The 25,935-nt window shown below is 55.4% G+C and carries 16 protein-coding genes; 9 read left to right on the top strand and 7 right to left on the bottom strand.

The window, feature by feature from the left end; genetic code table 11:
* Positions 1-39: 39 nt before the first annotated feature.
* Both KCG45_RS08745 and KCG45_RS08750 read right to left on the bottom strand, forming a co-directional pair.
* On the bottom strand, positions 40-510 hold the full coding sequence (locus KCG45_RS08745; protein WP_218316885.1) for a hypothetical protein: 471 nt from the start codon (positions 508-510) through the stop codon (positions 40-42).
* Positions 507-4,853 carry an RHS repeat domain-containing protein gene (locus tag KCG45_RS08750; RefSeq protein WP_218316886.1) on the bottom strand — a complete coding sequence of 1,449 codons (4,347 nt, stop codon included), beginning with the start codon at positions 4,851-4,853 and terminating at the stop codon, positions 507-509. Before KCG45_RS08750 ends, KCG45_RS08745 begins: the two co-directional genes overlap by 4 nt.
* A 1,992-nt stretch (positions 4,854-6,845) precedes the next feature.
* Between KCG45_RS08750 and KCG45_RS08755 the strand changes: the two genes are divergently transcribed.
* The gene (locus KCG45_RS08755; RefSeq protein ID WP_218316887.1) at positions 6,846-7,151 is read left to right on the top strand and encodes a hypothetical protein; all 306 of its coding nucleotides are present in this window, start codon (positions 6,846-6,848) and stop codon (positions 7,149-7,151) included.
* Between the two features lie 3,324 nt (positions 7,152-10,475).
* On the opposite strand, the gene KCG45_RS08760 is transcribed toward KCG45_RS08755, so the two are convergent.
* Entirely contained in the window at positions 10,476-11,363 is an 888-nt protein-coding gene (locus KCG45_RS08760; RefSeq protein ID WP_218316888.1) for a LysR family transcriptional regulator, read from the bottom strand.
* 137 nt (positions 11,364-11,500) lie between these two features.
* On the opposite strand from KCG45_RS08760, the gene KCG45_RS08765 reads away from it, so the two are divergent.
* The 4 genes from KCG45_RS08765 (at position 11,501) to KCG45_RS08780 (ending at position 16,778) form a co-directional block, all read left to right on the top strand.
* Positions 11,501-12,049, top strand: a complete 549-nt coding sequence (locus KCG45_RS08765) for a carboxymuconolactone decarboxylase family protein (protein WP_218316889.1) — start codon at positions 11,501-11,503, stop codon at positions 12,047-12,049.
* A gap of 33 nt (positions 12,050-12,082) precedes the next feature.
* Positions 12,083-13,063 carry an alpha/beta fold hydrolase gene (locus KCG45_RS08770; protein WP_255548099.1) on the top strand — a complete coding sequence of 327 codons (981 nt, stop codon included), beginning with the start codon at positions 12,083-12,085 and terminating at the stop codon, positions 13,061-13,063.
* A gap of 859 nt (positions 13,064-13,922) precedes the next feature.
* Positions 13,923-16,307, top strand: coding sequence for a xanthine dehydrogenase family protein molybdopterin-binding subunit (locus tag KCG45_RS08775; RefSeq protein WP_369410763.1), 2,385 nt, complete (start codon positions 13,923-13,925; stop codon positions 16,305-16,307).
* 15 nt (positions 16,308-16,322) lie between these two features.
* Positions 16,323-16,778, top strand: a complete 456-nt coding sequence (locus KCG45_RS08780; protein ID WP_218316890.1) for a (2Fe-2S)-binding protein — start codon at positions 16,323-16,325, stop codon at positions 16,776-16,778.
* A 140-nt stretch (positions 16,779-16,918) separates the two neighbouring features.
* Here the strand turns inward: KCG45_RS08780 and KCG45_RS08785 are convergent, their stop codons facing one another.
* Together KCG45_RS08785 and KCG45_RS08790 are read right to left on the bottom strand one after the other, a co-directional pair.
* A complete protein-coding gene (locus KCG45_RS08785) occupies positions 16,919-17,365 on the bottom strand; it encodes a hypothetical protein (protein ID WP_218316891.1) in 447 nt (148 codons plus the stop codon).
* A gap of 15 nt (positions 17,366-17,380) precedes the next feature.
* A complete protein-coding gene (locus tag KCG45_RS08790; RefSeq protein ID WP_218316892.1) occupies positions 17,381-18,832 on the bottom strand; it encodes a GMC oxidoreductase in 1,452 nt (483 codons plus the stop codon).
* 572 nt (positions 18,833-19,404) lie between these two features.
* Between KCG45_RS08790 and KCG45_RS08795 the strand changes: the two genes are divergently transcribed.
* The 4 genes from KCG45_RS08795 to KCG45_RS08810 are packed head-to-tail and all read left to right on the top strand — an operon-like array spanning position 19,405 to position 23,025.
* Positions 19,405-21,309: a TadE/TadG family type IV pilus assembly protein gene (locus tag KCG45_RS08795; RefSeq protein WP_218316893.1), complete on the top strand. Its 1,905-nt coding sequence runs from the start codon at positions 19,405-19,407 to the stop codon at positions 21,307-21,309.
* Positions 21,306-21,914, top strand: coding sequence for a TadE/TadG family type IV pilus assembly protein (locus KCG45_RS08800; RefSeq protein WP_218316894.1), 609 nt, complete (start codon positions 21,306-21,308; stop codon positions 21,912-21,914). Before KCG45_RS08795 ends, KCG45_RS08800 begins: the two co-directional genes overlap by 4 nt.
* Entirely contained in the window at positions 21,911-22,600 is a 690-nt protein-coding gene (locus KCG45_RS08805) for a TadE/TadG family type IV pilus assembly protein (RefSeq protein WP_218316895.1), read from the top strand. The genes KCG45_RS08800 and KCG45_RS08805 overlap by 4 nt, the downstream gene beginning before the upstream one ends.
* 2 nt (positions 22,601-22,602) lie before the next feature.
* Positions 22,603-23,025 carry a hypothetical protein gene (locus KCG45_RS08810; protein ID WP_218316896.1) on the top strand — a complete coding sequence of 141 codons (423 nt, stop codon included), beginning with the start codon at positions 22,603-22,605 and terminating at the stop codon, positions 23,023-23,025.
* 125 nt (positions 23,026-23,150) lie between these two features.
* On the opposite strand, the gene KCG45_RS08815 is transcribed toward KCG45_RS08810, so the two are convergent.
* Positions 23,151-23,507 carry a cupin domain-containing protein gene (locus KCG45_RS08815; RefSeq protein ID WP_218316897.1) on the bottom strand — a complete coding sequence of 119 codons (357 nt, stop codon included), beginning with the start codon at positions 23,505-23,507 and terminating at the stop codon, positions 23,151-23,153.
* The gene (locus KCG45_RS08820) at positions 23,507-25,783 is read right to left on the bottom strand and encodes a M3 family metallopeptidase (RefSeq protein ID WP_255548100.1); all 2,277 of its coding nucleotides are present in this window, start codon (positions 25,781-25,783) and stop codon (positions 23,507-23,509) included. The genes KCG45_RS08815 and KCG45_RS08820 overlap by 1 nt, the downstream gene beginning before the upstream one ends.
* Positions 25,784-25,935 lie beyond the last annotated feature (152 nt).

Genomic DNA, 25,935 nt, shown 5'->3' on the forward strand with positions numbered 1-25,935 from the left:
GTGGCCTAGATGCTCGCAAATCTAACAGTGTGGTGTGGATCAATCGATAGCTGGAACATCGCGGATTTCTTCTTCGATAGTGAAGTTGTGCTTCACAACCACGCCTCCACGTAGGGCTGCCAGCGCTCCATAAATTCCGGGAATTTCGGATTTGCTACCCTCAAACGATACGCGAAATACCTTCTCTCTCGGCAACTCTAGCAGAGCGCTGACTTCGTCCGACGGAGTATCCAAGAAATTCAGAGAGTAGGCCCCTTCTATTGAACCGCGCTCAAGATCTTCTAGAGTTGGAAAAAACCAAGAAGTCTCGTAGGCAACCAACCAATATCCATTGAATTTCTCAGTTTCAAACTGAGACAGGCATTCGGGACTGCCGAAAAACATCCTCTCCCCACCGGATTCCACATAGCAATCCTGGACTCGCCCTTCTTCTGCGTTCTCCGTGCAGCCAGCAAGAAAGAGTGCGGCAAGCGAGATTGTATATAAAACCGGGGCTTGCGATGTGCTCATTTGCAGATGCGCTCCTTTCCTACAACTACGTTGCCAAGCTCCTGTCCGTTGTCACCAGCGATAAAAGAGAGAATGCCACGTTCATTTGCCGTTTTTCCATCCCGGTATGACGGGTATATCCCATTGCTTGGATGAGTATGAAATTGGCCAACTAATCGGTCGCCATATGTCTGCAATGCTGAGTTGAATGCGATCCGAGAGCCAAGGCCAGTATCGCCCGGCCGACCCTCATATATGCTCGTCGTGCCAAACCCTCCGTCTGCCAATCGAACGATGAAGAACAGATGCTCATTTCCGGTTCGCGCGGTTCGACCAATCGCTAGGCGGGCAGAGACGTGAAAAAGATTGCTCCGCTGGATCTCACCGGCGAGTTGGGCACTAGAACCACTTAGTGGGGCCCAAGAGCACGGTCCACTTTGCGGCCTATCGGAATAATCGCAATCGACGTTTCCGCCTGATCCTCCTCCAGGGCGTCCTCCTTTAGCTCTGCATTCAGCAGCGTCGCGGGCAGCTTCGTTGGCAAGGTCATTTCTTCCTGCGCCTTGACCGTTTGTGAGCCCTCCACAAACTGACTCAAAGTGGGAAGTGATTCCGCCACTGGAAGCAGGAGGCGACACGTTAGTCCAAGTAGGCAAAGTACCTCCAGGACAGCCTGTCATTCCAGTAGGGTCGATAAAATTCACCGGATCGCTTTCGACATAGTTGTATATATTCATCCCGTCCGCATAGCCGACCGGATCGGTCTGGAGGAACCGGCCAAGGGTGGGCGAGTACATACGGGCCTTGTAATAGTTCAGCCCCGCCTCGGGAAGCCAAGTCTGTCCCGTATAGCCGAACCGCCCGGTATTGTCTCCATCCGGAATACCAAACTCGTCATAGGCGTTCTCTGAGACCAGTCCGCCCGATCCATTCGATATGGCAATCACGCTGCCGCGTTCGTCGGCATGGAGATAACGGCGGTCATTCGTGCCGGACCCTTCGTACCAGACGATCGGATTGTCGATGCCAAAACCGTGGACATAGCGGCGCTGCAACTGGTTCGCGCTATTGTACTCGCTGATGAGTTCGACCCCGTCATAGCCAAAGCGCGTGATCCCGCCTCCGCCGGGGGTCCCATCGGTCTGATAAAGCCGCCCAAACGGATCGTAGGTTAGGTTCACCTCGCCCGTGATCCCTTTGAGGAAGTTCTCGCTCGAATAGGTCAGGATATCGCCATACGAACTCGTGAGATTCCCGCGTGCGTCATAACCCTGCACGGCGCCCGCTGCCTGGGTAAACTGATTGAGGCCGTTTACCGAGTACGAACGATCGCCATCGGGCAGCCCGCCGAACGCGTAGATATCGTTCGATTGGACAGCCTGAACGATCTGGCTTGCAGGGTTATAGCTCAGGGTGCGCGTGTTGTCCGCCGATGCGCCGGAGAGGTTCGTGGTCAACGTCGCCAGCCGCTCAATCGCATCGAAAGCAAAGCCCTGGCTGGTGCCGTTGGCATAGGTGACGCTCGTGTTCTGGTTGACCGAATTGTAATTGTACTGGGCAAGCGCCAGCGATGCGTTCTCGCGGATCGCCTTGGGCGATCCATCGGCATTGTATTCGTAGGTGATGAAAAACCCGTCCGGCCAAGTCATCCGCGTGCGACGACCGGCGGCATCGTACTGATAGCTCATTGTGCCATGCGGCCCCGACTGACTGGTGTTGCGACCGAGAGCGTCGAAGCCAAAGCTAAGCGTCTGGCCGTTTTGCACCGCGCTCGTCATCGCGCCAACCAGATTGTAGGCGTAGGCTGCATCTGGCTCGCTGCCCGGCAGGTTCTTGGAGGTGAGCCGGTTCAGCCTGTCATATCCGTAGATGATCGTCTGATTGTCGCGCAGACGGCGAGAGGTGATATTGCCACCAGCGTCGTAGCCGAACTGCTCGTAATCACCTGTATTGCTGAGATTTTTGGTTGTGGGATGCGGGAACCGCGTTTGCGAGAGCCGATCGTGATGATCGTAGATATAAGTGGTACGATTGCTTTCTCCGTCAGTCAGAGTGGCGGTCCGACCATTGGGGGTGAAAGTCGCGGCATATTGGTTCGAGACAATCGTGGTTCCGACACCGCTTTCAACCCGCACGACCCGATCCTCGCGATCGTAATGTCGGCGGGTGATCCGATCAGGACCATGCGATCCCTGAGCGCTCAGCGTGCAAGCCGATGCTGGCAGCGAATTCCAGTTCGCCGGGTTCATCCGCAAGGCTGTACATGTGACGCGGTTTTGCGTGTCATAGCTGTATTGGACCACCCGGTAAGTGGCGGAGCCAGATTTAAGTCGTTCGACCGTCAGATTCCCTTTGCCGTCGTAGGTATTATCAACGGTCTGTCGCACGGTCATGGCGTTGAGTGCTGCCTCTGTCGCTGCTGTCGCTGTGCCGAACTCAGCTTTGACAACCCGATTACCGCTATCGAAGGTGTAACGAGCGGCCGCTCGTTGCCTGGCTTCGCCGCCATCGGGATCTGGGCCAATGACACCACGCCGCCGATCCGAAGAATCGTAGAAATAGTGGACCGTATCGCCCGAACCCGACAGCGGCCCGTCCTCACGGATTAGGTTGTCGCGACTGTCATAGGCGAAAGTGGTTGTAGCGCTGATCGCACCATTGCCAGACGAGGCAGTGACACTGCTTGGCAAAAGATTGGGCGTATTATAGGCGATCGCGACACGTTGCTCATTGGCGCTTCCTGAACACGTCGCTGCCGTCATACAGGTGGTGTAGAGCGTGGCCTTCCACTGTGGCGTCGTCTGATTGACAAGCGCCCCGCTGCTATTCTTCTGCTGCGCATAGAGCTGATTGTAAGTGATGTTGGTCGTGGGACGGGGTTGGCCCGAAGCTGGAGCAGGTCGCTCGATTTTGGTCACCTGACCATGGGGCGATCCATAGCTGTAGTCCGTACGGTTTCCGCGAGCGTCGATTGTATAGTTGGGCTTGTTGCACTTGAGTGCATTCGAACAAGTGGCATCGTATCCTGCAGAGGTGACGATGTTGCCGACGCCAGGCCCGTTTTTCCCTACCAAGGTCGTTGCGGTGATGTTCCCTCGGGCGTCGCGTGTGAATTGGACGTAGTTACCCTCTGGATAGGTCGTGCGTTCGACCCGCCCATTGGCATCGTAGATATTGGTGATCTCGCCACCGACCGCATTGGTGATCGTGCCCGGGCGTCCTACCGCGGGGTTCGAAACGACCTGACCATCGTTTCCATCGGGGTCAGTCATAGTAACCACTGTATTTCCGCTGCTTGATCCCCAGCTGTAGCTTTTGGTTTCTCCATCATCGACAATCGAGGTCACGCGTCCAGCAGCATCGCGATTAATAACAAGGCTGTCGGTTGTGCGCCCGGGCTTACGAACCGATGTCGCACTGGTACCTTGCGTGATCCGCCACGTACCGCTCTGACTGTTGTTGATCTCAAGGACGGTCGATGACGGGCGGGAGTACGTGACCTTCGGCCAATTCGCGCCAGAAGGTGAACAAGTGCTCCCGGGGCATGCTTCTTGCGATGTGTCGACGAAGGTCACCGATTTACGATTGAACCACGCCGTTGCAGGAAAGCCTCCATTGAAGCTCGACTGGTCGGTTTCGAACTTGAAAACCATCGCGTAGCTCGAATTACTCTTGACCGAGACCATACGGAAAGGCGCGTAGCATTGATAGCTGCCACCTTCGCTTGCACCACCTCCGGGAATGAAAGGCTGGCCATTTTGCCAGCAGCTCGAAGGAATTTCCCACGAAATCGTGTAGACAACTCCGTTGGGCCTCGTCACTTGGATAGGAAGGCCGCAATTAGTCCCGGACGAACATCCCGGACCACCATACTGCATGTTTGGGTCCGGAATTAACAGCGCAAAGGATTCCGGTTTGCGATAGACAATCTTAGTTCCGCCCGGTGAAGTGTAGGTCCACCCTTGCGTGTTGTTCACGAGTGTTCCGCCGTTGGCTTTTGTGGAAACCCATGATCCGCTCTGCATTACGAACTTCTCAGCGATTTTGCCAAGGCTCACCGTCGCGGTAGATCCACTCACATTGATCGAGCCCGACCAGTTGTCCTGAAGACCGGTACCGCTATAATGTCGAACTAAAGAAATACCGCCTTCTTCGGGGCCGATCGTACCCTCGACAATGTCGAGATAATGGCGTCCGGTAACCAGATCGACGCCATGCTTCTCGGTATTGAGGTAGGGATCAGGCGTGGTAGCTGTCTGCTGCGCCACCGCAGGGGCAGCGAGTCCTGCACTTAGAAAAGTGGAACCCAAGAGAGAAGCGCGCAGCAGTTCAGCCAGCGCGCACGAATTACGTGCAGCACCCATAATAGTTCCTCCGAAAAGATGCCTTCATTATCTAAGCTCCGGTATTTCTAGCGCGCTTGCGGCTATTCGCCTTGCCGTGCTCGTATGCAGTCAAATTATAGTTATTCACAACACCGACCCGGCCGACTTTTATAAGCCACCTTCCGACGTCATAAATGTAGCTGATGGTTCCGGGAGCGTTCACGTGCGGGGCGATCAAGGCACCACCTAGTGCCTACCTTGAAAGTTGCCCCAATTTCATCACCCCCTTTAATACAGCCTTATCTGGCTGCCCTTTTTTTGATGGCATCTGACAAAGTTTGCTCACGTGACCAAATCCATTATGTCCTTCTGACACAAAAGCTCATTTCGATTTGACCCAGAAATATCGCACCAAATTTTACCATCACTCAATCGAGAGAAGCATCACCGTGAGTGGAGATTCATCTTCCATCATCCTTATTGACAGTCAATAGAATGGCACATTGTTCAGCAATCACAAGCAGAAAGTCGTCATGAATTCATTATCGATCGATGTATATGTGAACTGTTGAGTCTCTTCGAAATAATTGGCTCATTTGCGCTCCACATGTTAATGGAGTCATTAGATTATAACGTAGTAACTAAAGCGATCCACTGGAGTACAAGTAATAAGTAATGTATGAATCGATAAAAAATCGAGCAATCGATGTTTTCGAAGAATCAGCTTAGCAAATTCCGCATAAAATACAAAATTGTTCGAATAAGTTGCCCTATTTTCGGGTGGTGCGATCTTGAAGTATGTCAAAGTGAGACATAACGTCAGCTACTTGGTGTGGATTGCTATGCCTGTTCGACGATATCGGTTGGCTAGATTTTCAAGATGCATGCGTCGCAGCGCAAGTACGGATGCCAAACTGGCGGATCTCCGCCTAGTTTTCCACTGTCAACTCTGGGCCAAAAGATCAGGAGGCACGATAGGCATCAGGCAGGATTGTGAGTCACAACAGGAACCGCCAACGCCGTGTGCTCGTACGATAATCGCATATAAGCAAGCCGGTTACCTTATGTCAGATTCCATGCTCAAAGCCACTACGGCTCACCGATGCCGCGACAAAGAACTCCATAGGGTCTCATCTTCATGAACCCACTTTCGCCGGCGCAGAGCAAGTGAGACTTTCCGCTCGATCATTCATCCACCTGCCCACTTGCTGGCGATCTCGAATGGGCTGCCATGAATTGAGAGCGCTTTCTGGGGCGTAGACGAAGATCTGGAGCCCGCGGGCCTGTAGCACACATAATCTTCTAGGTTCTCACCATCGATGTAGACTGCTCGCTACAGTTAGCGGGCCTCGCCATTTGTCTTTGCTACGCGGTGCTCGCCGTTACGAGCATCTGTTCGCGACACCAACAACAATGACCGAAGTGTCGGAAGTGCGTAATCCGCTGGGACATAGTGCAGAGTCCGATAAGAGATCGAAGAGGGTTCCGCCAAAGCAGCGCAATCTTACGGCCGATAACGATACCGCGCTGGAAGCGCAGGTCTTCAAAACTTCGAAGCGAACGTGAGTGCCAGATATACGGTATTACCAATAACCGCACGCCGTTAGGCGGTTAGTGAATATGGTGCCGCAAACTCTTTGCCTCGCTAACCCGTTGTGGCTAGCAGTGAGATCGCCAAGCGAATATCTTTGAGGTCATAGAAAAATGTCTCTTGACGGTCGATTCCGCATATGCGCTGCCCGAATTCTTGACCAATAGCTGGCCCCGGTGACGGAAATAGATATCCGGTACTGCCTAATGATGGGTTTCTCTTGTCCATCTAATTCTCATTCGGTCGAATTCTGAGGGGAACTCAATACGTCGACATTAGAATTTGATGCTTTCCATTTGACAATCCACCATAATGACCGACACAAAAGTAGTGAAGTTGCTGATTGGTCATAGATGGATCCTCATCCAACATTAACAACGATTGATTGAAGGTCCTAGGTCAGCGCTAGAAGGGGTATAGGCATGAAGTGTAGGTTCCTCGTGTCAACTATTATTTCGTTTCTGCTCGCGGCATCGGCATCGACTGCGGTGCAAGCGCAGGAGACTGCGACTTACTCTTATGATGCCGTTGGCCGCCTGACCCAAGTGGATCGAGACAAGGGTGCGGGCGACCAGGCGTCGGCAGAGTACGAGTACGATTCTGCAGGCAATCGGACCAAAGTAAGAACATCAACCAACGGTAGCGGCAATAGTGGTGGAGACGGCGGCAGTGGGAGCAACGGCGCCAATCAAGGCTTCGTTGTTGTGCCGCTTAATGGCTATTCCTTGATATTTTATAAGAAGTAATTGAGATAATTTGTTATGCGTTGAGTAATATACGATAAGAAATTAATTCTTTGAGGGAGATGTTATGAGGTGTTCACTAATCGCCGCCGCAAGTGCAGGATTTTTATTTCTTTCCAGCCCGGCCAACGCGGTCTGTCATTCAATCGCGTGCGACGGAGAATTCATAACTCACTTGAGAGTCGAGGCATCGGGTAACATCCTGATAGATACTTCAGGTGATGAAAGTTTGCTCAACTGCACTTTGTTTTCAGGAGGGTATATTGTTCTGCGCGCAAGCGAGATCAATGCAGACAAAATTTATGCGATGTTGCTGACTGCGCACTCCCAAGGAAAGCCGATTGGAAGGATCCGTATTCGCGAGGGAAGCTCGCCTTGCAGCATCACCTACACATGGCAATTACAATGATTGCCAACACTTGCCAGACAACGATTTAGGCGGCGTCGATGAGATCTGAGCAGTCTTTGGCCGATGAGGTATTGGCCATCGAGAATGCGCTTTCTGTAATTTGACCGTGTTTAGGTTACGCTGGCGCAGTTGATTTTCAAATGACGGAAGAAGTGCGTGATCTAGTTGCGTCTCTTGTAAAGCGCCTGGTCACATTTGACCTGAAATCAACGGTTCGATTTTGCCAGCATGATCGTTTCGGCATTTCGGATTTAGAGGTCAGCGCGACCGGTGCCGGAATCGTGACCCTTTTAAGGCTGAAACTTTTGCAGAGTTCGCTCCGGCTCGGTCTAAAGCCTAAGAGGCCTCGAAATTCGCTGCTTCGCCGGCTTTCAGATGAAAGGCGAACGCCATTCGTTGGGCATCGGCCAGACGGCGGAGTTGATTTGTGATGCCGCCTCACAGCTTCCCAATCACTACTCCTTATTCTCCCCGCTCCGAAACACGGGCGCGATCAGTGCTATCATCGGTGCCATAGTGGCCATATTGTCGGCCAACTTATGGGACGTGGAGTCTTCGAGTCCGACTTCGCTCCGCCCCTCCCCCTGACTTGCCAATAGGTCGTGCTTCAGCCGCCTCGTTTCGGTGGAAGATCGCGTCATCGCGAGACACGATTCGACGCGGAGGTCTCCCAAAAACAAAAAGTTCTTCAGAACACGATCTTCCGTTTCTGTCAGATCGCCTCGGTTCGAAACCGTCTGCAATAAGCCGTCTTAGGAGAGTTGTTGTACGAGTCGTAACCAAAGAGCCAGCGCAATGGCTACTAACTTGTCTAAGCATACTAGAGAGTTCGGCATCGTTTCATGATCAAACCGAAGCGACGAAGATTTCACCGGAGTCAGCCGCTGCACACAACCAAAGCGTAACCAGTAGCCCGTTATCTGACCACCTGGAGCCTGTCCACATGCAGGGCGCAATCGCTCAACATTGTGTCGTCATAAACAAATATGATATCGAACTGAGCAGAGAAAGCTAGCAACACAGCGCTAACTTTAGCCTCATAATTTGGATCGGTCTGCCGGATATGCAAGCGTGTCGTTGTCCCTGAGCACGTGCCGCCGATGACTGGGCCATCCGCATAAAATGTTATGCCGCTTCCGTCAGGATACACAGCGGTCACTGTGCGTCGATCCGACCATACCTCGCCAGCCACCGCCGAAGTGGCTGTAAGACCAACTATCAAAAAAGAGATACGCAATAAGATCTTCAAAACGAGCCTCCATTATTTCGCAACACTGAGCATTTCGATTATCCATCTAAACGCAAACGCGATAAATGGACATTTTCAACAAAAGAGTCTGCGAAGGCCTTTAATTCGGATAGCCTAAGATTGGAACCCGAAAGGGGTCTCTCAAGAAATACAAGTCTACGCGGCAAGTCACGCTTAGGCCGTGTTGAAGGTGCCTTCAGAATTCGTGGCCACGGCTTAAAGGGAAATGAAATTCCTACCTTCGTATCTACTCCAACATAAGATGTCCGGGCGACGGTGCGACCCCGTAGCTCGGAAGGGTCTCGCAAGTAAATCCAGCAAAATATGAACTCTGACTGTTTTACCAAGGGGCACTGCGGCGTCATTCTTTGTGAGCCAGGCCAAACGCACGCTTGGAGTAACATCCTTCCAAGTATCATGAATATTGCAGACTTGATTCCAAATGGGCGCCCAACTACCTTTGAAAATCACATCACCCTACTTATTCATATACGATTGAGAAACAGTTCCCGAGCAGTAAATGGTCGACTGATCGGATGCGCCGCTCTTAAATAATAAAATAGACGCAAAGGCCGAACCGATGAATGATGATCTTTGCATTTGATCCTCCAAATTTCTCGCTGGCAGAGTAAGCGGCCTCCTAGGCATATCATCAATATTTAGGGATTGTCTGACTAATTGAACCTGATCTCGATATGGGTAGTCAGCGTAAGGCATGATTGATGTCCTGACATTGATAATCCGCTAATCTATCAGACTCTTTAATTCGTCACCGGAAGTTTTTCGGCTTGTGGTGACCATGCCTGTGCATTTTCCGCTGAGCTTCAGAGATGTGGAGGAGCTGCCCTTTGCACGCGGCATCGACATCTGCGACGAGACGGTTCGATTCCGCTGAAACCGGTTGGCCTTCATGTTCGCCGCGGACAGCGTATATCAAGTGGCAGTATCTGATTGAATTTGGGCGCGGTTTCAGGCCATTGAGTTGACACCTCGATGAGATGTTTGTGGCGATCAACGAAGAGCCCCAATGCCGGTGGCGAGCGGTCGATCACTCAGGAAAGGTTTCAGAAGCGACCTCTCTAAAACCAGAGACAAGGACGCGGCTTTTTGCCTTTAGAATAGAAGGCCCTCAAGAACCATGGGAGCCCGGTCGAGGTGGTGACCGTTGGCCCATATTCTTGTCCGCCGTTTTTTGGGAACTCGAGAGAGAGGATTTGGGGGAGGTCGGCCGTTGGAAGTACAGCCGAGCTGGCAAGTCGCATCTACCGTTCCAAAGTCAGAAGATAGCGATGCAGCGCATGAGAAGAATGTACGCTTATCAGGAGTTCGCTTTTGTCCATGGCCTGTCTAAAGCCACTCTAGTTCCGAGATCACCTCAATCACCGACCGATTTAAACGCCCATTTTCCGATGAGTCATTAATTCACATAATTGCCTCGATTAATTACTGGGTCGATGCAAAATATGGTGAGTAAGGAGAATGACTAAGAGGCTATTCGAAAACTATTCGCTCCACCGCTCCAACTAGGAGGAAGTCGCCGATGTCAGCACTAGGGCGAGAGAAACGTGAAGGATGAGTAGAGCCGGACCCGTTGGTGGCAATTTGCGATAAGACAGACGGTGCCGCAATTACTTCCTGATAATTCTTGCTCTTCAGGGTCGCCACATCATCAATTCAAAAAGGCGTCCCCGCGGAGCCTCTTGGCGGCCAATTCCTTGAACGTGCGAACCTTGGCCGAACCCAGAGGCCCTTCGGCGTGAACCAGATGGATGGGCACCGGCTCGTTCTCGTATTCCGATAGTACGGTGTGCAAGCCGCCCGATTCCAATTCGGGGCCGATCTGGTAGGACAAAACGCGGGTCAGGCCCATGCCTCGCTTGGCCGCTTCTATCGTTCCGGACACCGTTGAGAGCGACAATCGCGGCTCAACCGTCACGCTTCTGCCGTTGCTGAAATTCCAGCGCTTCGGTGCGTGGGTACCATAGCCAATGACATCGTGCTTGGTCAGGTCCTCCGGCCTCTGGGCGATCCCGCGCCGTTCGATATAATCCTGACTGCCGCAAACCGCCCAGCGGATCTGACCGACTCTGGCCGCTATCAGGGAAGAATCCGCCAATGCACCGATCCGGACCGCGATGTCGATCCCTTCGTCTACAAGGCTGACCACACGGTCGACGAACAGAGCTTCGACCGAGACATCGGGATAGGTGGCCAGATATTCCTCGATTATCGGGAGGATGTAATGCTGTCCGAACAGGACGGACGCAGTGACGCGCAAGGTGCCTTGCGGTCGCTCATGCGCACCGCGCGCAGCATCATCGGCGCTGTGCACCGCGGCGAGGATGTTCCTCGCATCGTGCAAGTACGCGAGACCAGCCTCCGTGAGCGTCACCGCTCGGGTCGTGCGGTGCAGAAGGGCTGTGCCAAGATGCGCTTCGAGGTCGCTGACCAGACGCGTCACCGAGGGTGGGCTTAGCGACAACGCGCGCGCAGCGGCTGACAGGGTTCCCGCCTCGGCAACAGCCACGAATGTCTGGATTGCCCGAAGCTGGTCCATGAGCTTGCCCTACAGTATTCCGCATTATGGAACAATATATTCTGAATTATCATGATTATTATTTTAAACCGGCGAAGCTATTTCTCTGGTCGACAACGAGGACACCGCTCCTCGATCGACCAGCAAAGAAAGAAACCATGTCCAGAATTCCAACCCCCGCCATGATTGATGCCGCACCACAGGCATCGCAGCCTATGCTCGAAAATGTGAAAGCATCGATCGGTTCGGTGCCGAACCTTTTCCGCCTCGTATCAACCAGCCCTGCAGCGCTGGAGGGTTTTCTCGGCCTGAACGGTGCGCTCGCCAAAGGAGCGCTCGACCCTGCCACTCGTGAACGCATCGCGCTGGCAGTCGCCCAGCTCAATGGCTGTGATTACTGTCTCGCCGCGCACACTTATCTTGCTCGGAACGTCGCCAAGCTGAATGGTGCAGAGATCGCCGCCAATCGCCGTGGCACGTCGAGCGATGCGAAAGCGAAAGCCGCTGTCGAGTTTGTGGTGCAGCTGGTTGCCGAACGTGGCGGCGTGAGCGCCGATGATGTTGCAGCCGTTCGTGCGGCCGGTTTCAGCGATGCCGAAATCGTCGAGATCATCGCTCACGTCGCTCTCAACACGCTGACCAATTACGTAAATGAAGCACTGGATATCGAAATCGATTTTCCAGCAGCTGATCTACTGGCCGCTTAAGTCACACGCGCACCGATCAAGGAATATATCAAGTTGAACACCACCAAGAAATTTGCACTCGCCGCTGCTGCCGTAATTGTGACTGGAGCCACTTTTGCTGTCGCTGCTACCCCGGTCGATACTCAGGCGTCGTCGTCGGTGCCGCACTATGGCTACGAGACGGTCGAGGAGAACAAGATATTCTTCCGTGAAGCGGGCGATCCATCAAATCCGGCGATCGTGCTGCTTCATGGCTTCCCGCATTCCTCGCATCAGTACCGCGATCTGATCACACTGCTCGCCGATGATTTTTACCTCATCGCGCCCGACTATCCGGGCTTCGGCGCGAGCGATTATCCCTCGCGCGACGAATACACCTACACGTTCGACAACATCGCCGACACGGTGGACACGTTCCTCGAACAGAAGGGCGTCGATGAATACTCGCTTTTCATTCAGGATTACGGTGCGCCTGTCGGCCTTCGGATTGCGACCGAACACCCGGAGCGGGTTCAGGCGATCATCACTCAGAACGGCAATGTGTACGAGGAGGGCCTTAATGAAGGTGCATGGGCGCCGATCATGCAGCTTTGGGAAGAAGGTCGCGGCCAGAACGCCGAACTTGAGGCCACCATCGCCAAGAACGTCTTCAGCCTCGAAGGGCTGCGCTGGCAGTATACGCACGGCACGCGCAATCCCGACGCGATCCTGCCCGACAACTGGATTCTCGATCACCAGCGTCTGTCCCGTCCGGGCCAGCACGAAGTGCAGCTCGACCTGTTTTACGACTATCGCAACAACGTCGCGAAATACCCCGAATGGCAGGCCTATCTGCGCGAAGAACAGCCGCCGGTCCTGGTGGTGTGGGGCAAGAACGACGCGTTCTTCCCGGCCCCTGGAGCAGAAGCGTTCAAGCGCGACGTCAAAGATCTCGATTTCAACCTGCTGGATACGGGCCACTTCGCTCTTGAAGAAGACGCTGAGCTGATTTCCGGCAAAGTGCGCGCCTTCTTCGCCGCTCGCAATATCGACTAAGTTTGATCGCGGGGCGGTCTGAAGAGGCTGCCCTGCGACCGCCAAGCAAGGGATCGAGAATTGAGCAATACACTCCTGCAATCACGCCGCATATTTTTGCGATCAGTGCAAGCCTTGCGGAGGGCTCAGCGATTGTCGCTTGCGCGCCGAGCTTCGCTGCAGACGCGATTGGAAATTTCAAAATGAAGGTTGAATACAAGTTCTACCGCAACGCCGCCGCAGGCTTCATTACGTAAGGCTGAAATTCCCTCTTGATCCGATGCTGTCGGCCAAGGGCTAACTTCCGTCTTTCGCGGGGATCGCGCCCAATCCGACTATCTATTGGGCGGGCGACACGCTTCTTGACGTCGCCAAGGTTGAGCCGATCATTGAGCATTACCGACCAGATGTCCTGACGGCCCATACCGGAGGGCCGATCGTCAAGGCGTTGTCGCGGGAGATACCTATAATGGACGCCGATCAAGGCCCGTTGCTGATTGAAATGGCGAACCGAAACAATCCTGCCGTGCAGATTATTACGGTCCACATGGAAGCGCTCGACCGTTGCTTATCGTCCCGAAGCGGATTGCGGGCGCGGGTGGCCGCATTGCTTGAGAGATTTGCCGAGCGAGTTTTCGTGCCCGAAAACGGAGCGGTCTTGACGTTTCGCTAGCTCCTAGGCCAGCGCCCGCACGCCGCCGGATGAGTGATACTTCGAACGTCAGGCTTGCTTGTGCGGCTTCTAGTACGAGTCAGCTCGTTTCTAACGCACCGACGTCAACATGGTCACTCGGACCTATCGCCCGAGTTCGTCCGCCCATGAACCGCTATCGCTGACGGAGAACTCTCGTTAAGCTAGTGTCGACCAAAGGAGAGTCTCGTGTTTCTACGCAATATGGGCATCATTCCCGGTAAAGCGCCAACTGGCTCAGACAAAGGCGGACCAAGGTCGACTACGAACCTCAGCCGCCGGAGCTTCGTCGCCGGATCGGGCCTATTCGTTGTCGGAGTAACACTCGCTGGATGTTCGAATTACGTCGAGCCTGATATCGACGCAAATGCTTTTGATCTACCAAACCCAGGTGACAGTCCTCTGACACAGGTCGCCGGGGGAGACGCCTCCCCGGCGCTTTGGATCGCGATTGACGAAGACGGTGCGGTCAAAATCACCTGCCACCGATCAGAGATGGGACAGCAGGTCTGGACCTCGATGGCGCAGATCGTGGCGGACGAACTCGAGGCCGATTGGGACCGCGTTGAAATCGTTCAGGCCGAAGGCCACGAACGCTACGGCGACCAAAACACCGATGGTTCGCGTTCAGTCAGATACAATTTCCACCGCCTGCGAGTGGCCGGAGCGGCCATGCGCAAGATGCTGACCGATGCGGCGGCCCTGTATTGGGGAATGGACCCGTCCGAATGCTCCGCCGCCGAGGGGCTGGTAAGCAATTCGCAGAACAGTGATACGCTTTCCTACGGCAATCTTGCCGAGCTCGCCGCCCGCCTTCCGGTGCCCGCCGAGGATGATATCAGCCTAAAAAAGCCCGGTGAATGGCGCTTTATTAACAAGGAGATCCCTTCGCTCACTATTCCGCTGATCACGCGGGGGCAGGGGACGTTCGGGATCGATGTGGACAGGCCGGACATGGTTTACGCTGTGGTCGCTCGCCCGCCGCAAGTGTTCGGCCGGGTCGGGCGTGTGGATGATGCCGCGGCCCTTGCTGTGCCGGGTGTGCTGCAAACGGTCAGGCTGCGCGATGCGAAACCGCCAGCATTGTTTCAACCGATGGGCGGCATTGCCGTGATAGCCCGCGATACTTGGGCTGCAATCCAAGGTCGCAACGCTTTGGATGTCCAGTGGATCGATGGCCCGAATGCCGGATACGATTCGATCAGTTTCGCCGAGGCCATGAAGCGCACGGCGAGGCGTCCCGGAACAGTGCGGCGCGAACGCGGCAATGTTCGGGCGGGCATAGCCAGGGCTGCCCAGGTGGTCGAAGCCGAGTATTATGCACCGCACCTTTCGCAATCGCCGATGGAGCCGCCATCTGCAACCGCGCACTGGACCGATGATAAGCTGGAATGCTGGGCATGCGTCCAGGATCCGCAGACCACGCGGCAAACGCTCGCCGACCTGCTGGAAATCGACAAGGAAAACATCACCGTCAACGCGACATGGCTGGGCGGTGCGTTCGGCCGCAAGTCCAAACCCGATTTCGTTGTGGAGGCTGCTCTGATTGCCAAGGAGGTAGGGAAACCGGTCAAGGTGACGTGGACCCGAGAAGACGAGGTTCGTCACGGATTCTACCACTCCGCAAGTGCGCAGCGCCTTGAAGCGGGGCTGGACGCAGATGGCAAATGCACGAGTTATCTGCACCGGACGGTCTTCCCGCCGATTGCATCGACATTTGCGGACGGGATGGCAACCCCCACCGACGGCGAAATGGGTCTCGGCGCGACCGATGTGCCATTCGCCATGCCGAACCTGCGGGTCGAATCAGGCGATGCCAAAGGTCATTTGCGGATCGGCTGGCTGAGATCGGTGGCCAACATCTATCACGCATTTGCCGTGCAGAGCTTCGCTGCCGAACTGGCCCATGCTGCAGGGCGTGACCAGAAAGACTACCTGCTCGAGCTGATTGGCGGCGCACGCACTTTCGACCCTGGCGAAGAGGGTGCAACCTATCCAAATTACGATGCGTCGATCGAAGACTATCCCATCGAGACAGGACGTTTGTCGAATGTGGTCGAGAAGGCGGCTGAAATGGCGCGATGGGGTCGCGATCTGCCTTCGGGGCACGGTTTGGGAATTGCCGTCCACCGATCGTTTCTGTCTTATATCGCTACCGTGATCGAAGTGTCGGTCAGCCCGGAAGGTATGCTCGCGATCCCTGGCATCTGGCTTGCGGTCGATGCCGGAACAGTGGTCAATCCGCGTCACGCCCGCGCCCAAATGGAGGGCGGGACGATATATGGGCTGTCGAATGCTCTCTATGGAGAGATTACTGCGCGGAAAGGCGCGGTTGTGCAGGACAACTTCCCGTCGTGGAGAGTTCTGCGGATGGGCGAGGCACCGCGTGATTTTGAGGTGACAATAGTGCAATCGAACACGCGGCCTGCTGGGATCGGTGAACCGGCGACACCGCCTGCGGCACCGGCTCTGACCAATGCGATCTTCAACGCGACGGGCCACCGCATCCGGACGTTGCCGATCATCGGTGCGACTGGCAGCAGGCTGAAGCTTCCCGAAACACAAACTGCCTGATCCAGGAGAGGACACATGGCCAAAACCCTGAAGATTAACGGGAAGACCGAAACGGTCGACGCTGCCCCCGGCACCCCGCTGTTGTGGGTGCTGCGCGATCATCTGAAGATGACCGGCACGAAATTCGGGTGCGGAATTGCCCAGTGCGGCGCATGCACCGTCCATATAGATGGCACGCCAACTAGGTCATGCGTGTTGCCGCATGACTCTCTGGAGGGTTCGGAAATCACCACGATCGAAGGCGTAGAAGGAGACGCCGCCAATCTGATCCGGCAGGTCTGGGTCGAAAACGACGTGCCGCAATGCGGGTATTGTCAATCGGGACAGATCATGGCGGCAACCGCGCTTTTGGCTGAGAACTCAGACCCGACCGATGCGGATATCGACGCCGCGATGAGCGGGAACATCTGCCGCTGTGCAACCTATATGAGCATCCGCCGCGCTATCAAGACTGCGGCTTCACGGGCGTGACCGCCAAGGGATCAATGCCTAGGCGGAGACTGTCCGAACAGCCGGGCCCGTCCATTGCGAAGGCCAAATCATGCTATAAGTTGTCATGCCCGGTTGGCGGTGCAGCTCGCTATCATAACCAGATCAACTAACGGCGTGTACTAGCCAAACTGAGCGAAAGGGTTCTGTCCGCAAGGCAGGTAACCGAAATATTCCAGTCGCCCGGTCTTGCCGCCACTAGTGGTGAAGTAGTTTGTTCTGACCAGAAATTGTGTCACCGCTGTTCGTCGGAAGTTCTTGTATTTCTCGTTGGCGCTGAGAAGCATGTCGATACCCGTGGTGGTCAGGGTGACCGACAAGTGAGTGAGCGCAATTAGGCTTTTCAGGCGATCTCCGTACAATTCGGAGACATAATCCGCGGCGAACCGTTCCAGCACCCCATCTGGTATCAAAGCGTCCGGTAAGGCCCGCTTGGCCATCAGCGCCACAAAACCTTCCGGACTGGCAACGCTCAGCCTGCCGGAAATGATGACCGCTGAAGCAAGACCGGTTGCTCCTAGTCCGACGATCAGGTTGCGTCGCGTCGTCCCGAGTTTCCTATCGACCATCGAGTTGTTCCAGGGTCAAATTGTAGCCCCCACTTTCAGGGACATCGCTGCACATGTGAGGCTAGGAACAGCCCAACTCGTCGTGGGAAACACTGACGTTCCAACGACGAGCAGATTTCTCAGATGGTGATGAAGCTGGCTTGAGTCGACGACCGAGGTGGTTGGATCGTCTCCCATGCGCAATGAGCCGTGAATATGGTCCGCGGTCGGTAACACGCGGCGAAGCTCAACGCTTTCAATGGGCAGAGACGAAAACACTTCAGGGATCTTGCTTATCGCGAAGTCCAGCCCTTTCATCGCGTAATCGGAAAAGCCACTGTGCTCAATGACAGGATATTTGTTCCCTGTATCGACGACAGCGTTCTCTTTGTAGAGCAGGTCTTCAACTGTGATGCCTATCGGAAATACCTGCCGGTGCCGACCCGGCGGATCGAGCCGAAGACCGCCCCACAGGAAACTGTTGTTGGTCCAATATTGAACGGCGCCATGACGGGACCGGAATTCGCCGTCTATGTAACTCAGCTCAAATCCGGTCGTTGCCGTTCCGCCATCGAAATGGTCCATCCCGTCCAGCATGATCTCCACAAATGTGAGCATCTTTTCGCCGAGATAGCTCCCCGGGTCGCCGCCGAGTATGCCCGATTGCTGCAAGATAAACGGCGAATGTATCCCGTTCGCGCCAAGAACGATCAGGTCGGCTTCTGCCCGGTACTCTCGGCCTTCGCTCTCGAATAAGACCGCTTTGGCAATTGGCCCTGAAAAATCGATCTCGCGCACTCTCGCCCCGGTGCAGATTGTGAGGTTGGGCGCTTCCCAGATGTCGGCCATGTCTTCGATGGCATAAAACCGGGCGCCGGTGGGGCAAAGCGAGCAGGTGCCATTGTTACAGCAAGCACCCCGCGTGCCGACATTGCTCGTAAGCTTGGCCTGCGGTGCCGCAAAGAAGGTGTCCGGTCGATCGGCCTTGATCAACCTTTCGGTTCTGCTGAGGTGGTGCTGCTGTTGAGGGAAGGGTGCGGAACGCGGAAATACCTTGCCGGCATCCGGCGCTCCCGCGACATTCATTACGGTTTCGGCCAAATCGTAGTATTCTGCGATATCATCGTAGGAAATCGGCCAGTCGAGGCCGACGCCATACCGCGACTTCAGTTCGAAATCGTGCGGGTGCATTCTGGCGGTCATACCCTGCCAGCAATTCGTCCCCCCGCCGAGCCCGATACTAAAATTCCAATCTTTTTCGCCGTGATTTGAGATCGTCGTTTGGTAATCGACCGCAGAGTTCGTCTGATGGTCGACTTGCCACTGACGCGAATGACTGGCTCCCCATTCAAGAACTAGAATGCGATGATCGGGATGACGCTTCAGGTAGGAATGCAGGAAAAACAGCGATCCGAAGCCGGAACCAATGACGACGACATCCCACCCGCCACGTTGGAGCTCGCTTGCGGCAACAACGTCCATCTCCATACGCCGCTTCCTTTCATAGAAGCCAAGCGATCGATTGCAGGTCTTCTTGTGCGAGGGTTTAGGCGCGACCTCAGGGAATTCATCTTATCCGTTCGAGAATGCCTAAACAACCTGTCCCTAAGCTCTACCCAAAATGAGCATCGTCCAGTTTGATCAGGCAGCTACCACCGCGAATGGCAATCAGACCAAGAGCTACCGCTTCATTGCAATGCAAGGGCGAATCCGTTGGCGGGCTAGATGCCATGCGTGCTCGGCGGATCCGTAATCAAGCCAGGTCCGCAGCAACTTTACCGGGACCATCATAGTTAACGCCAAGCTGACGTAATGACCGCTGCCTCAAAAAGCCTCCTATTTCTTCATTCTCGCCCTGCGATGATGATCGTCATTTATGGCTTTGAATCAATGCATCTACGACGATAACTGCGCATTTTACTTACAATTTACCTTTATCATTGAAGAAGCCGCAACGGGGGTTCGCGCATAGAGTCCGTGCGGAACTGGCTTCGGCCCGATCTGCAGGGGAATCCGGAATATCTTATTCTCGGAAGTTTATTCTTGGCGGCGAGAGATTGATGAAGACGCAAAGCAAAGATACGCAATCCTTCTTAAGGCGGCTGCGTGACAACACATCCGGTAATGCGATGATGATGTCGGTTGCCGCCATCATCCCTCTGGTCGGAGTGATTGGTGGGGGTCTCGATACGAGTCGGGCCTATCTGGCCAAATCGCGACTCCAGCAGGCTTGCGACTCTGCCACCTTGGCTGCTCGTAAGCAGCTCGCCGGCAATGTTGTAGCCGCCGGGGAGATCCCTGCCGAGGTGCAGGATGCTGCCGACTCGTTTTTCTCAAACAACTTCCGGACCGGGATGTACGGCACGCAAGGCGACACCTTTGTATTGAGCGCCCAGGGCGACACTACGATGCACGGTGAAGCGTCTGTAGAAGTTCCGACCACCCTTATGTCGGTGTTCGGATTCGAAAAGTTTGATCTCGAAGTGACGTGCAGCGCCGAACTGAACCTTCCCAATATTGACGTTGTTCTGGTTCTCGACATGTCGGGTTCTATGGCGGGTTCACGGGTGGCAGATCTCAAGGAAGCCGTCTTCGAGTTTTACGATGAAGTGATGGAAGTGAAGCCCGACAGCGCGAGGATCCGCGTCGGCGTCGTGCCATATTCCGGCGCTGTAAACGTCGGATCCATGCTGCTTGACGAAGATCCCGATTTCCTCGCGGACAGCTTCGCCTACCAGTCGCGCGAAGCCTTCTTTGAGTTAATCAGTAACAATGATGGCGTCGAGATCGGCGACCGGCTTGACGAGACCGAAACGACCGAACTGCTTCCGCGCGAGCCCGTGCAGTTGGGGAGCGACAACTCGGCGCATTACCACTTCAATAAGAACAACAAAGACAAGAAGCAGGACTGCCTCGATTACGCTGGGATCTACGTGGTGGACGGAGCGACGTGGGTCGTGGAAAACCCCAAATGGCTGCCGAATTATTGGAAGCATTGGCCCAACAACCAAAAAGCGGCATGCCGAGCCGACATTGAGAAGTTCCGTGTCGCTGGACCTGGTGACGAGAAGGAAGAAACGTTCCGCGAAGAATTCGACTACTATGTCTACAGGGAAATGGATCTCGACACTTCGAGGTTCAAGCTGGGTGATGCGGTAACGCTGCCGACCGGGACGAAGGGTGCCGACGTGACCAGCACGTGGAACGGCTGCATCGAAGAGCGGGGCACTGTGGCCACCACCAACTTCTCGCCGATCCCGGGCCTTGCATACGACCTGGACATCGATCTGATTCCGTCTGCTGGTGACCCTGATACGCAGTGGAAGCCCATGTGGCCGCAGATCACCTATGATCGCGGTGGGCCTGACGAATGGCAGACCACAACGAACAGGTCGACGCGCCGGTTCAGCTGCCCCGACCCTGCCTTGCGCCTCACGGAATTTCCGCTGAGCGGGGGATCGCGAAACGCTGCCTTCGAAAGCTACATCAACAACCTCAATCCAAGTGGCTACACGCTGCATGATATCGGTATGATCTGGGCGGGGCGCATGATTTCGCCGGACGGAATATTCGGTGCAGACAACCAAAGTGCACCAAACGGTGATCCGATCGCGCGTCACATCATCTTCATGACTGACGGTGAAATACGCCCGGGGCCCAGCTGGACGACCTCGTTTGGCAACTATGACATGGACGGCCGCATGGCAGGTTTTGCAGCGGACGGCACTTGGCGAGAATCCGATCTCGCCGTCATCCATAACGCACGGCTCGATGCGATTTGTGCTCGGATCAAGAACAAGAATGTGACCATCTGGACGGTCGCTTTTGAATTGCCCTTGAATGCTCACACGGAAGGCTGCTCTACCGGCACGGGCCGCGCCTTTGCGGCTGCCGATGGCGACGCATTAACGGACGCGTTCAAGAAGATCGCCGGCTCTATCGCTGAACTGAGGCTGGTCGAATGATACGGTGCGCCAAACCCAGTGCACGAGCGATTGCGGGCTCCGAAGAGGGGGCGACGGCAATCGAGTTCGCCATCCTTGCGCCTGTCTTGCTCGTGATGATCATCGGAACGATGGATCTGGGTTTGGAACTGTATGCGAGGTCCGTGGTCGCAGGCGCGATGCAGGAAGCGGGGCGAGACTCGGCACTCGAACCCGGTGGCCCGACGGCGGCCCAGATGGATGCAGCTGTCGAGAGCCAGATCCACGCGATCGTGCCTTATGCAGAAGTCACATTCAATCGGAGCAATTATAAGAATTACGCTGATGTGGGCGTAGCTGAAGACTTCACCGATTCGAACAGCGACGGCGTCTGCAACGACGGTGAGCCGTTTCAGGACATGAACGGAAATGGGAATTGGGACGCCGATCAGGGGCGCGATGGCAGGGGCGGAGCCAGTGATGCGGTCGTCTACGAATCCGAGACCAAGTATACCCGTCTTCTGCCGGTCCAGAAACTGATCGGCTACTCGCCCGACGTAGTGATCCGGTCCGCGACCGTACTTCGCAATCAGCCTTATTCGAACCAAAGCGAACGCATCCCCGAAGTAGGATATTGCGCGACATGAAAATGACCAGACTCATATTGCCGGTTCGGCGGAAGATGCGATCACTTGCCAGGGACGCGAATGCCGTTGCGATGGTCGAATTCGCCTTCACCGCACCAGTCCTTCTTCTGCTCGGTCTGGGCGGAATGGAGTTGGCCTATGCGGCGAACATGCACATGCGTGTGAGCCAGTTGACGATGCAGATTGCCGACAACGCATCGCGTCTTGGCGACAAAGATGCGCTAGCGGCGCAGCGGGTTTTTGAAGGCGATGTACTCGATGCATTACGTGGGGCAGACATTCAGGCCGGAGATCTCGACCTGTTCGAAAATGGCCGCGTGATCATCAGCAGCCTCGAGCAAAACGCCGATGGCGGCCAATGGATTCATTGGCAGCGATGCATGGGCAAGAAGGTGTTCAGCTCTGCCTATGGGACAGCCGGGACCGGCGAACTGGGCACCGCCTTTGCGGGAATGGGTGTTGCCGGCGAAGAGCTGAAGGCACCGCCAAATGGTGCGGTCATGTATGTGGAAGTTTCCGTCGATTACGAATCGCTGACAAAAGCCAGCCTGGTCCAAGGCTATATCCTCCCGCTGGAAATCAAGAGTGAAGCGGCGTTCACGGTGCGCAGTGCGCGCGACCTTGAAAGGCTTTACGATCAACCCGGCGTATCTGCTGCAACCTGCGACAAATATGAGGCTTTTTGAAAATGACCAAAAAAGTTTCCTTGATGCTTCTCGGCTTTGTCATGATGTTCGTGATGCTGGTCGGGCAGGAGAACGGCCCGCTTTCACAGATGTCTCAGCGCAAAGCGCAAAGCGAACCTGCCAATGTTGCCGACAGCCGGCCGACTGCCAAATCAGAGGGTGGTATGGTCGCGGAGAAGGTAGGAGACTTCGACGGTGATTGGGGTGACGAGTTCGTGGATCCATTTCAGGATACTCCCTTGAAAGGGACGACATCGTTTGCCGATCTTGAGATCAAGGAATTCAATGCGAACACGGTGACGCAAGACGACGCCGCTGCGCAGACCGAATCCGCACCAACGATGGCAAAGGCGCGCTCGCCTTACTTCGACACCAATCCGATGCCCGCAGGCTTCACGGACACGAATTTCGACCCTCGTCTCTGAGCGTCTCCGAGTATCTCTGGACGATCTCTTCTCGATCGAGCGGAGCTCTAGGCGCCGTCGAAGCTAATGAGGGTCGTTCGACTTGACGGATCGCCGGAACCGCCTCGCAATTCCGATCACCCCTATTACACCTCCACCGGCCTGAATGCGGTTTCTTCGTCGCCGGTGTTCGGGGTGCGCTCAGCGTCCATGATCAAGAGCTTGACCTCACCTGCTCTTGCGCAGGGGCGATGTTCGACCCCGCGAGGGACCACGATCAAATCCCCCGCCGCCATCTGCTCGGTCCGATCCCTGAACTCCATGTCGAGATCACCTTCGATTACAAGGAACAGCTCGTCCGTATCGGCATGGGTATGCCAATGAAACTCGCCCTCGACCTTGGCAAGACGGACTTCGTTACCATTGTACCGCGCAGCGAGGCGCGGTGCCCAATGGTCGGAAAACAGCGCGAACTTGTCGTCTAGCGTTATCTTTCGCGGCATTATTCCACGCCCGCAGTGCGTGGCGGCAATGCTCCGTCCGATACTTCGCTGTCGGCAGCTTCCTCACCGCCCACAAGTCCTCGCGCCTCGAGCATAGGCTGCACGTCAGGCTGACGCCCCGCAAAATTTTCGAACATGTCGAAATAGTCGATCGTGCCGCCGCGGCTGAGCACGGTCTTGCGGTAATGATCACCATTGGCGCGCGTAAGCCCACCATTCTCACGGAACCACTTGCGGCTGTCGCGGTCCAGCATTTCCGTCCACAAATAGCTGTAATAACCGGCGGAGTAGCCCGCTGGCGACGAGAAGATATGGTTGAAATAGGTGCTGCGGTAGCGTGGTGGGACCAGATCGATCTCAAGTCCAAGATCAGTCAGCGATTTGCGCTCGAATGCGTCGACGGCTGCCGGGTCGCCGACAAGGGCGCGGGCTTCATCCGCGCTCAGCGCATGCCATTTCATGTCGAGCAGTGCCGCCTCTACCACCTCCCCGAAATCGTATCCCTGATTGAACTTGGCGGCCGCTTCGATCCGCGCGATCATTTCATCAGGGATCGTCTCGCCAGTCGCATGATGCTTCGCATAGTTCGACAGGATCGACGGCCAAGTCGCCCACATCTCGTGAACCTGGCTGGGATATTCGACAAAGTCGCGCGCCGTTGCCGTCCCCGACAGACTTTCATAGCGCTGATCGGCGAAAAGCCCATGGACCGCATGGCCGAATTCATGGAACGCGGTGTTCACCCAATCGAAACTCACCAGCTGCGGTTCACCAGCAGGCGCCTTCGGGATGTTGAGCACGTTGTAGATTACCGGCTTGTTGCCCGTCATGTGGCTCTGATCGACGAAGTTGCCCATCCAAGCGCCCCCGCGTTTCGAAGGGCGCTGGAACGGGTCGAAATAGAATAGTCCGAGTTCCGAACCGTCTTCCTCGAACACCGTGTAGACCCACACGTCGGGGTGATAGAGGGGGATGTCGTCCCGGCGTTCGAAGCTGAGGCCGTACAGTTCGCTCGCCATGTGGAAGATGCCGTCCTCCAAGACCCGTTCGAGCTGAAAATACTGCATTACTGCATCTTCATCGAGGCTGAATTGCTCGGCCTTGATACGGTTGGCGTAACGATACCAGTCCCATGGCTGAACGGTAAAGTCGCCGCCATCGGCGCGGATTGCGGCATCGAGCAACTCTGCCTCGCGGCGTTGGGTCGCGGCAAGCGCCGGGACCATCTGCTCCATGAAATCGAGCGCGGTTCGGGGCTGCTTCGCCATGCGATCATACATGGTGTAGCTCGCCCAATCCGGTTCGCCGAACAATTCGGCCTTTTGCGCGCGGAGCAAAGCAATTCGGGCGATTAGGTCGCGCGTGTCCACGGCATTTGTACCGTCCGCGCGGTCATGGCTGAGGCGGAACAGGCGCTCGCGGGTCTCGCGATTTTCAAGCAGTGGCAGCAAGGGTTGCTGCGTCGTGTTTTGCAATGCGATCGCATATTTGCCCGGAAACCCTTTTTCGCTCGCAAAATCGGCAGCGGCCTGAATGTCGGATTCCGAAAGGCCCGACAATTCCTCACGCGTGTCGACGACCAAAGGCTGGTCAGCCATCGCGTCACGCGCAAGCTGGCCGAATTCGGTCGTGAGCGTCGAGAGCTGTGTGTTTATTGCCTTGACCTGCTCGCGCTCGGCATCGTTCAGCAGTGCGCCTGCGTGAACCATGTTGTTGTACCTGTTTTCGAGCAGCCGGGCGTCTTCCACTGTCATCGCCATCGCGGCGCGATTGTCATACACCGCCCTGACCCGTGCAAAGAGCGCAGGATCGAGATTTATGCTATCGCGGTGGGCCGAAAGGCGCGGGCTGATCGCGGTGTTGATTTGATCCAGACGGTCGGTGGTATTCGTCCCTGTAAGCTGGGAGAAAACGTTTGATACCCGCGCCAGCATGGAACCTGCTTTTTCAAGAGCTACGATCGTGTTTTCGAAGTCGGGCGCTGCGGGATTGCCAATGATGGCCTGCACTTCGGCTTTCTCAATAGCCATGCCCTGTTCGAAGGCAGGCAGATAATCCTCTTCGGATATCTTGGTGAAATCCGGTGCGTGAAACGGGAGAGCGCTTTCGCTGGCAAAGTAGCCCGTGCCTTCGGGCAGGTCGGGCGCGTAATCGTTGGCGGCCTGAGCGGCGGCGATAGGATCCATGTCAGCTCCGTTAGAATAGGTGGCACATCCTGCGAGCAGGACGAGTGCAGAACTGGACAAGAGAATAGAGGGCAGTTTCGCGGCTGTCATTTTGGTTCTTTCGTATTTGAAGTTCGCGGGCGCGCATGGAGGTGCGCACCGATAAACGTTTGCTCCTATCGGTACACCAGTTTGAACGCAGGATTACCGTCAATTTCGATGTTTCCCGTCGAGCGGCGAGAGCAAGACTGCTGGGGAACCTT

Origin of the sequence: Erythrobacter ani (assembly GCF_019204025.1) — a bacterium.
GTDB lineage: Bacteria > Pseudomonadota > Alphaproteobacteria > Sphingomonadales > Sphingomonadaceae > Erythrobacter > Erythrobacter ani.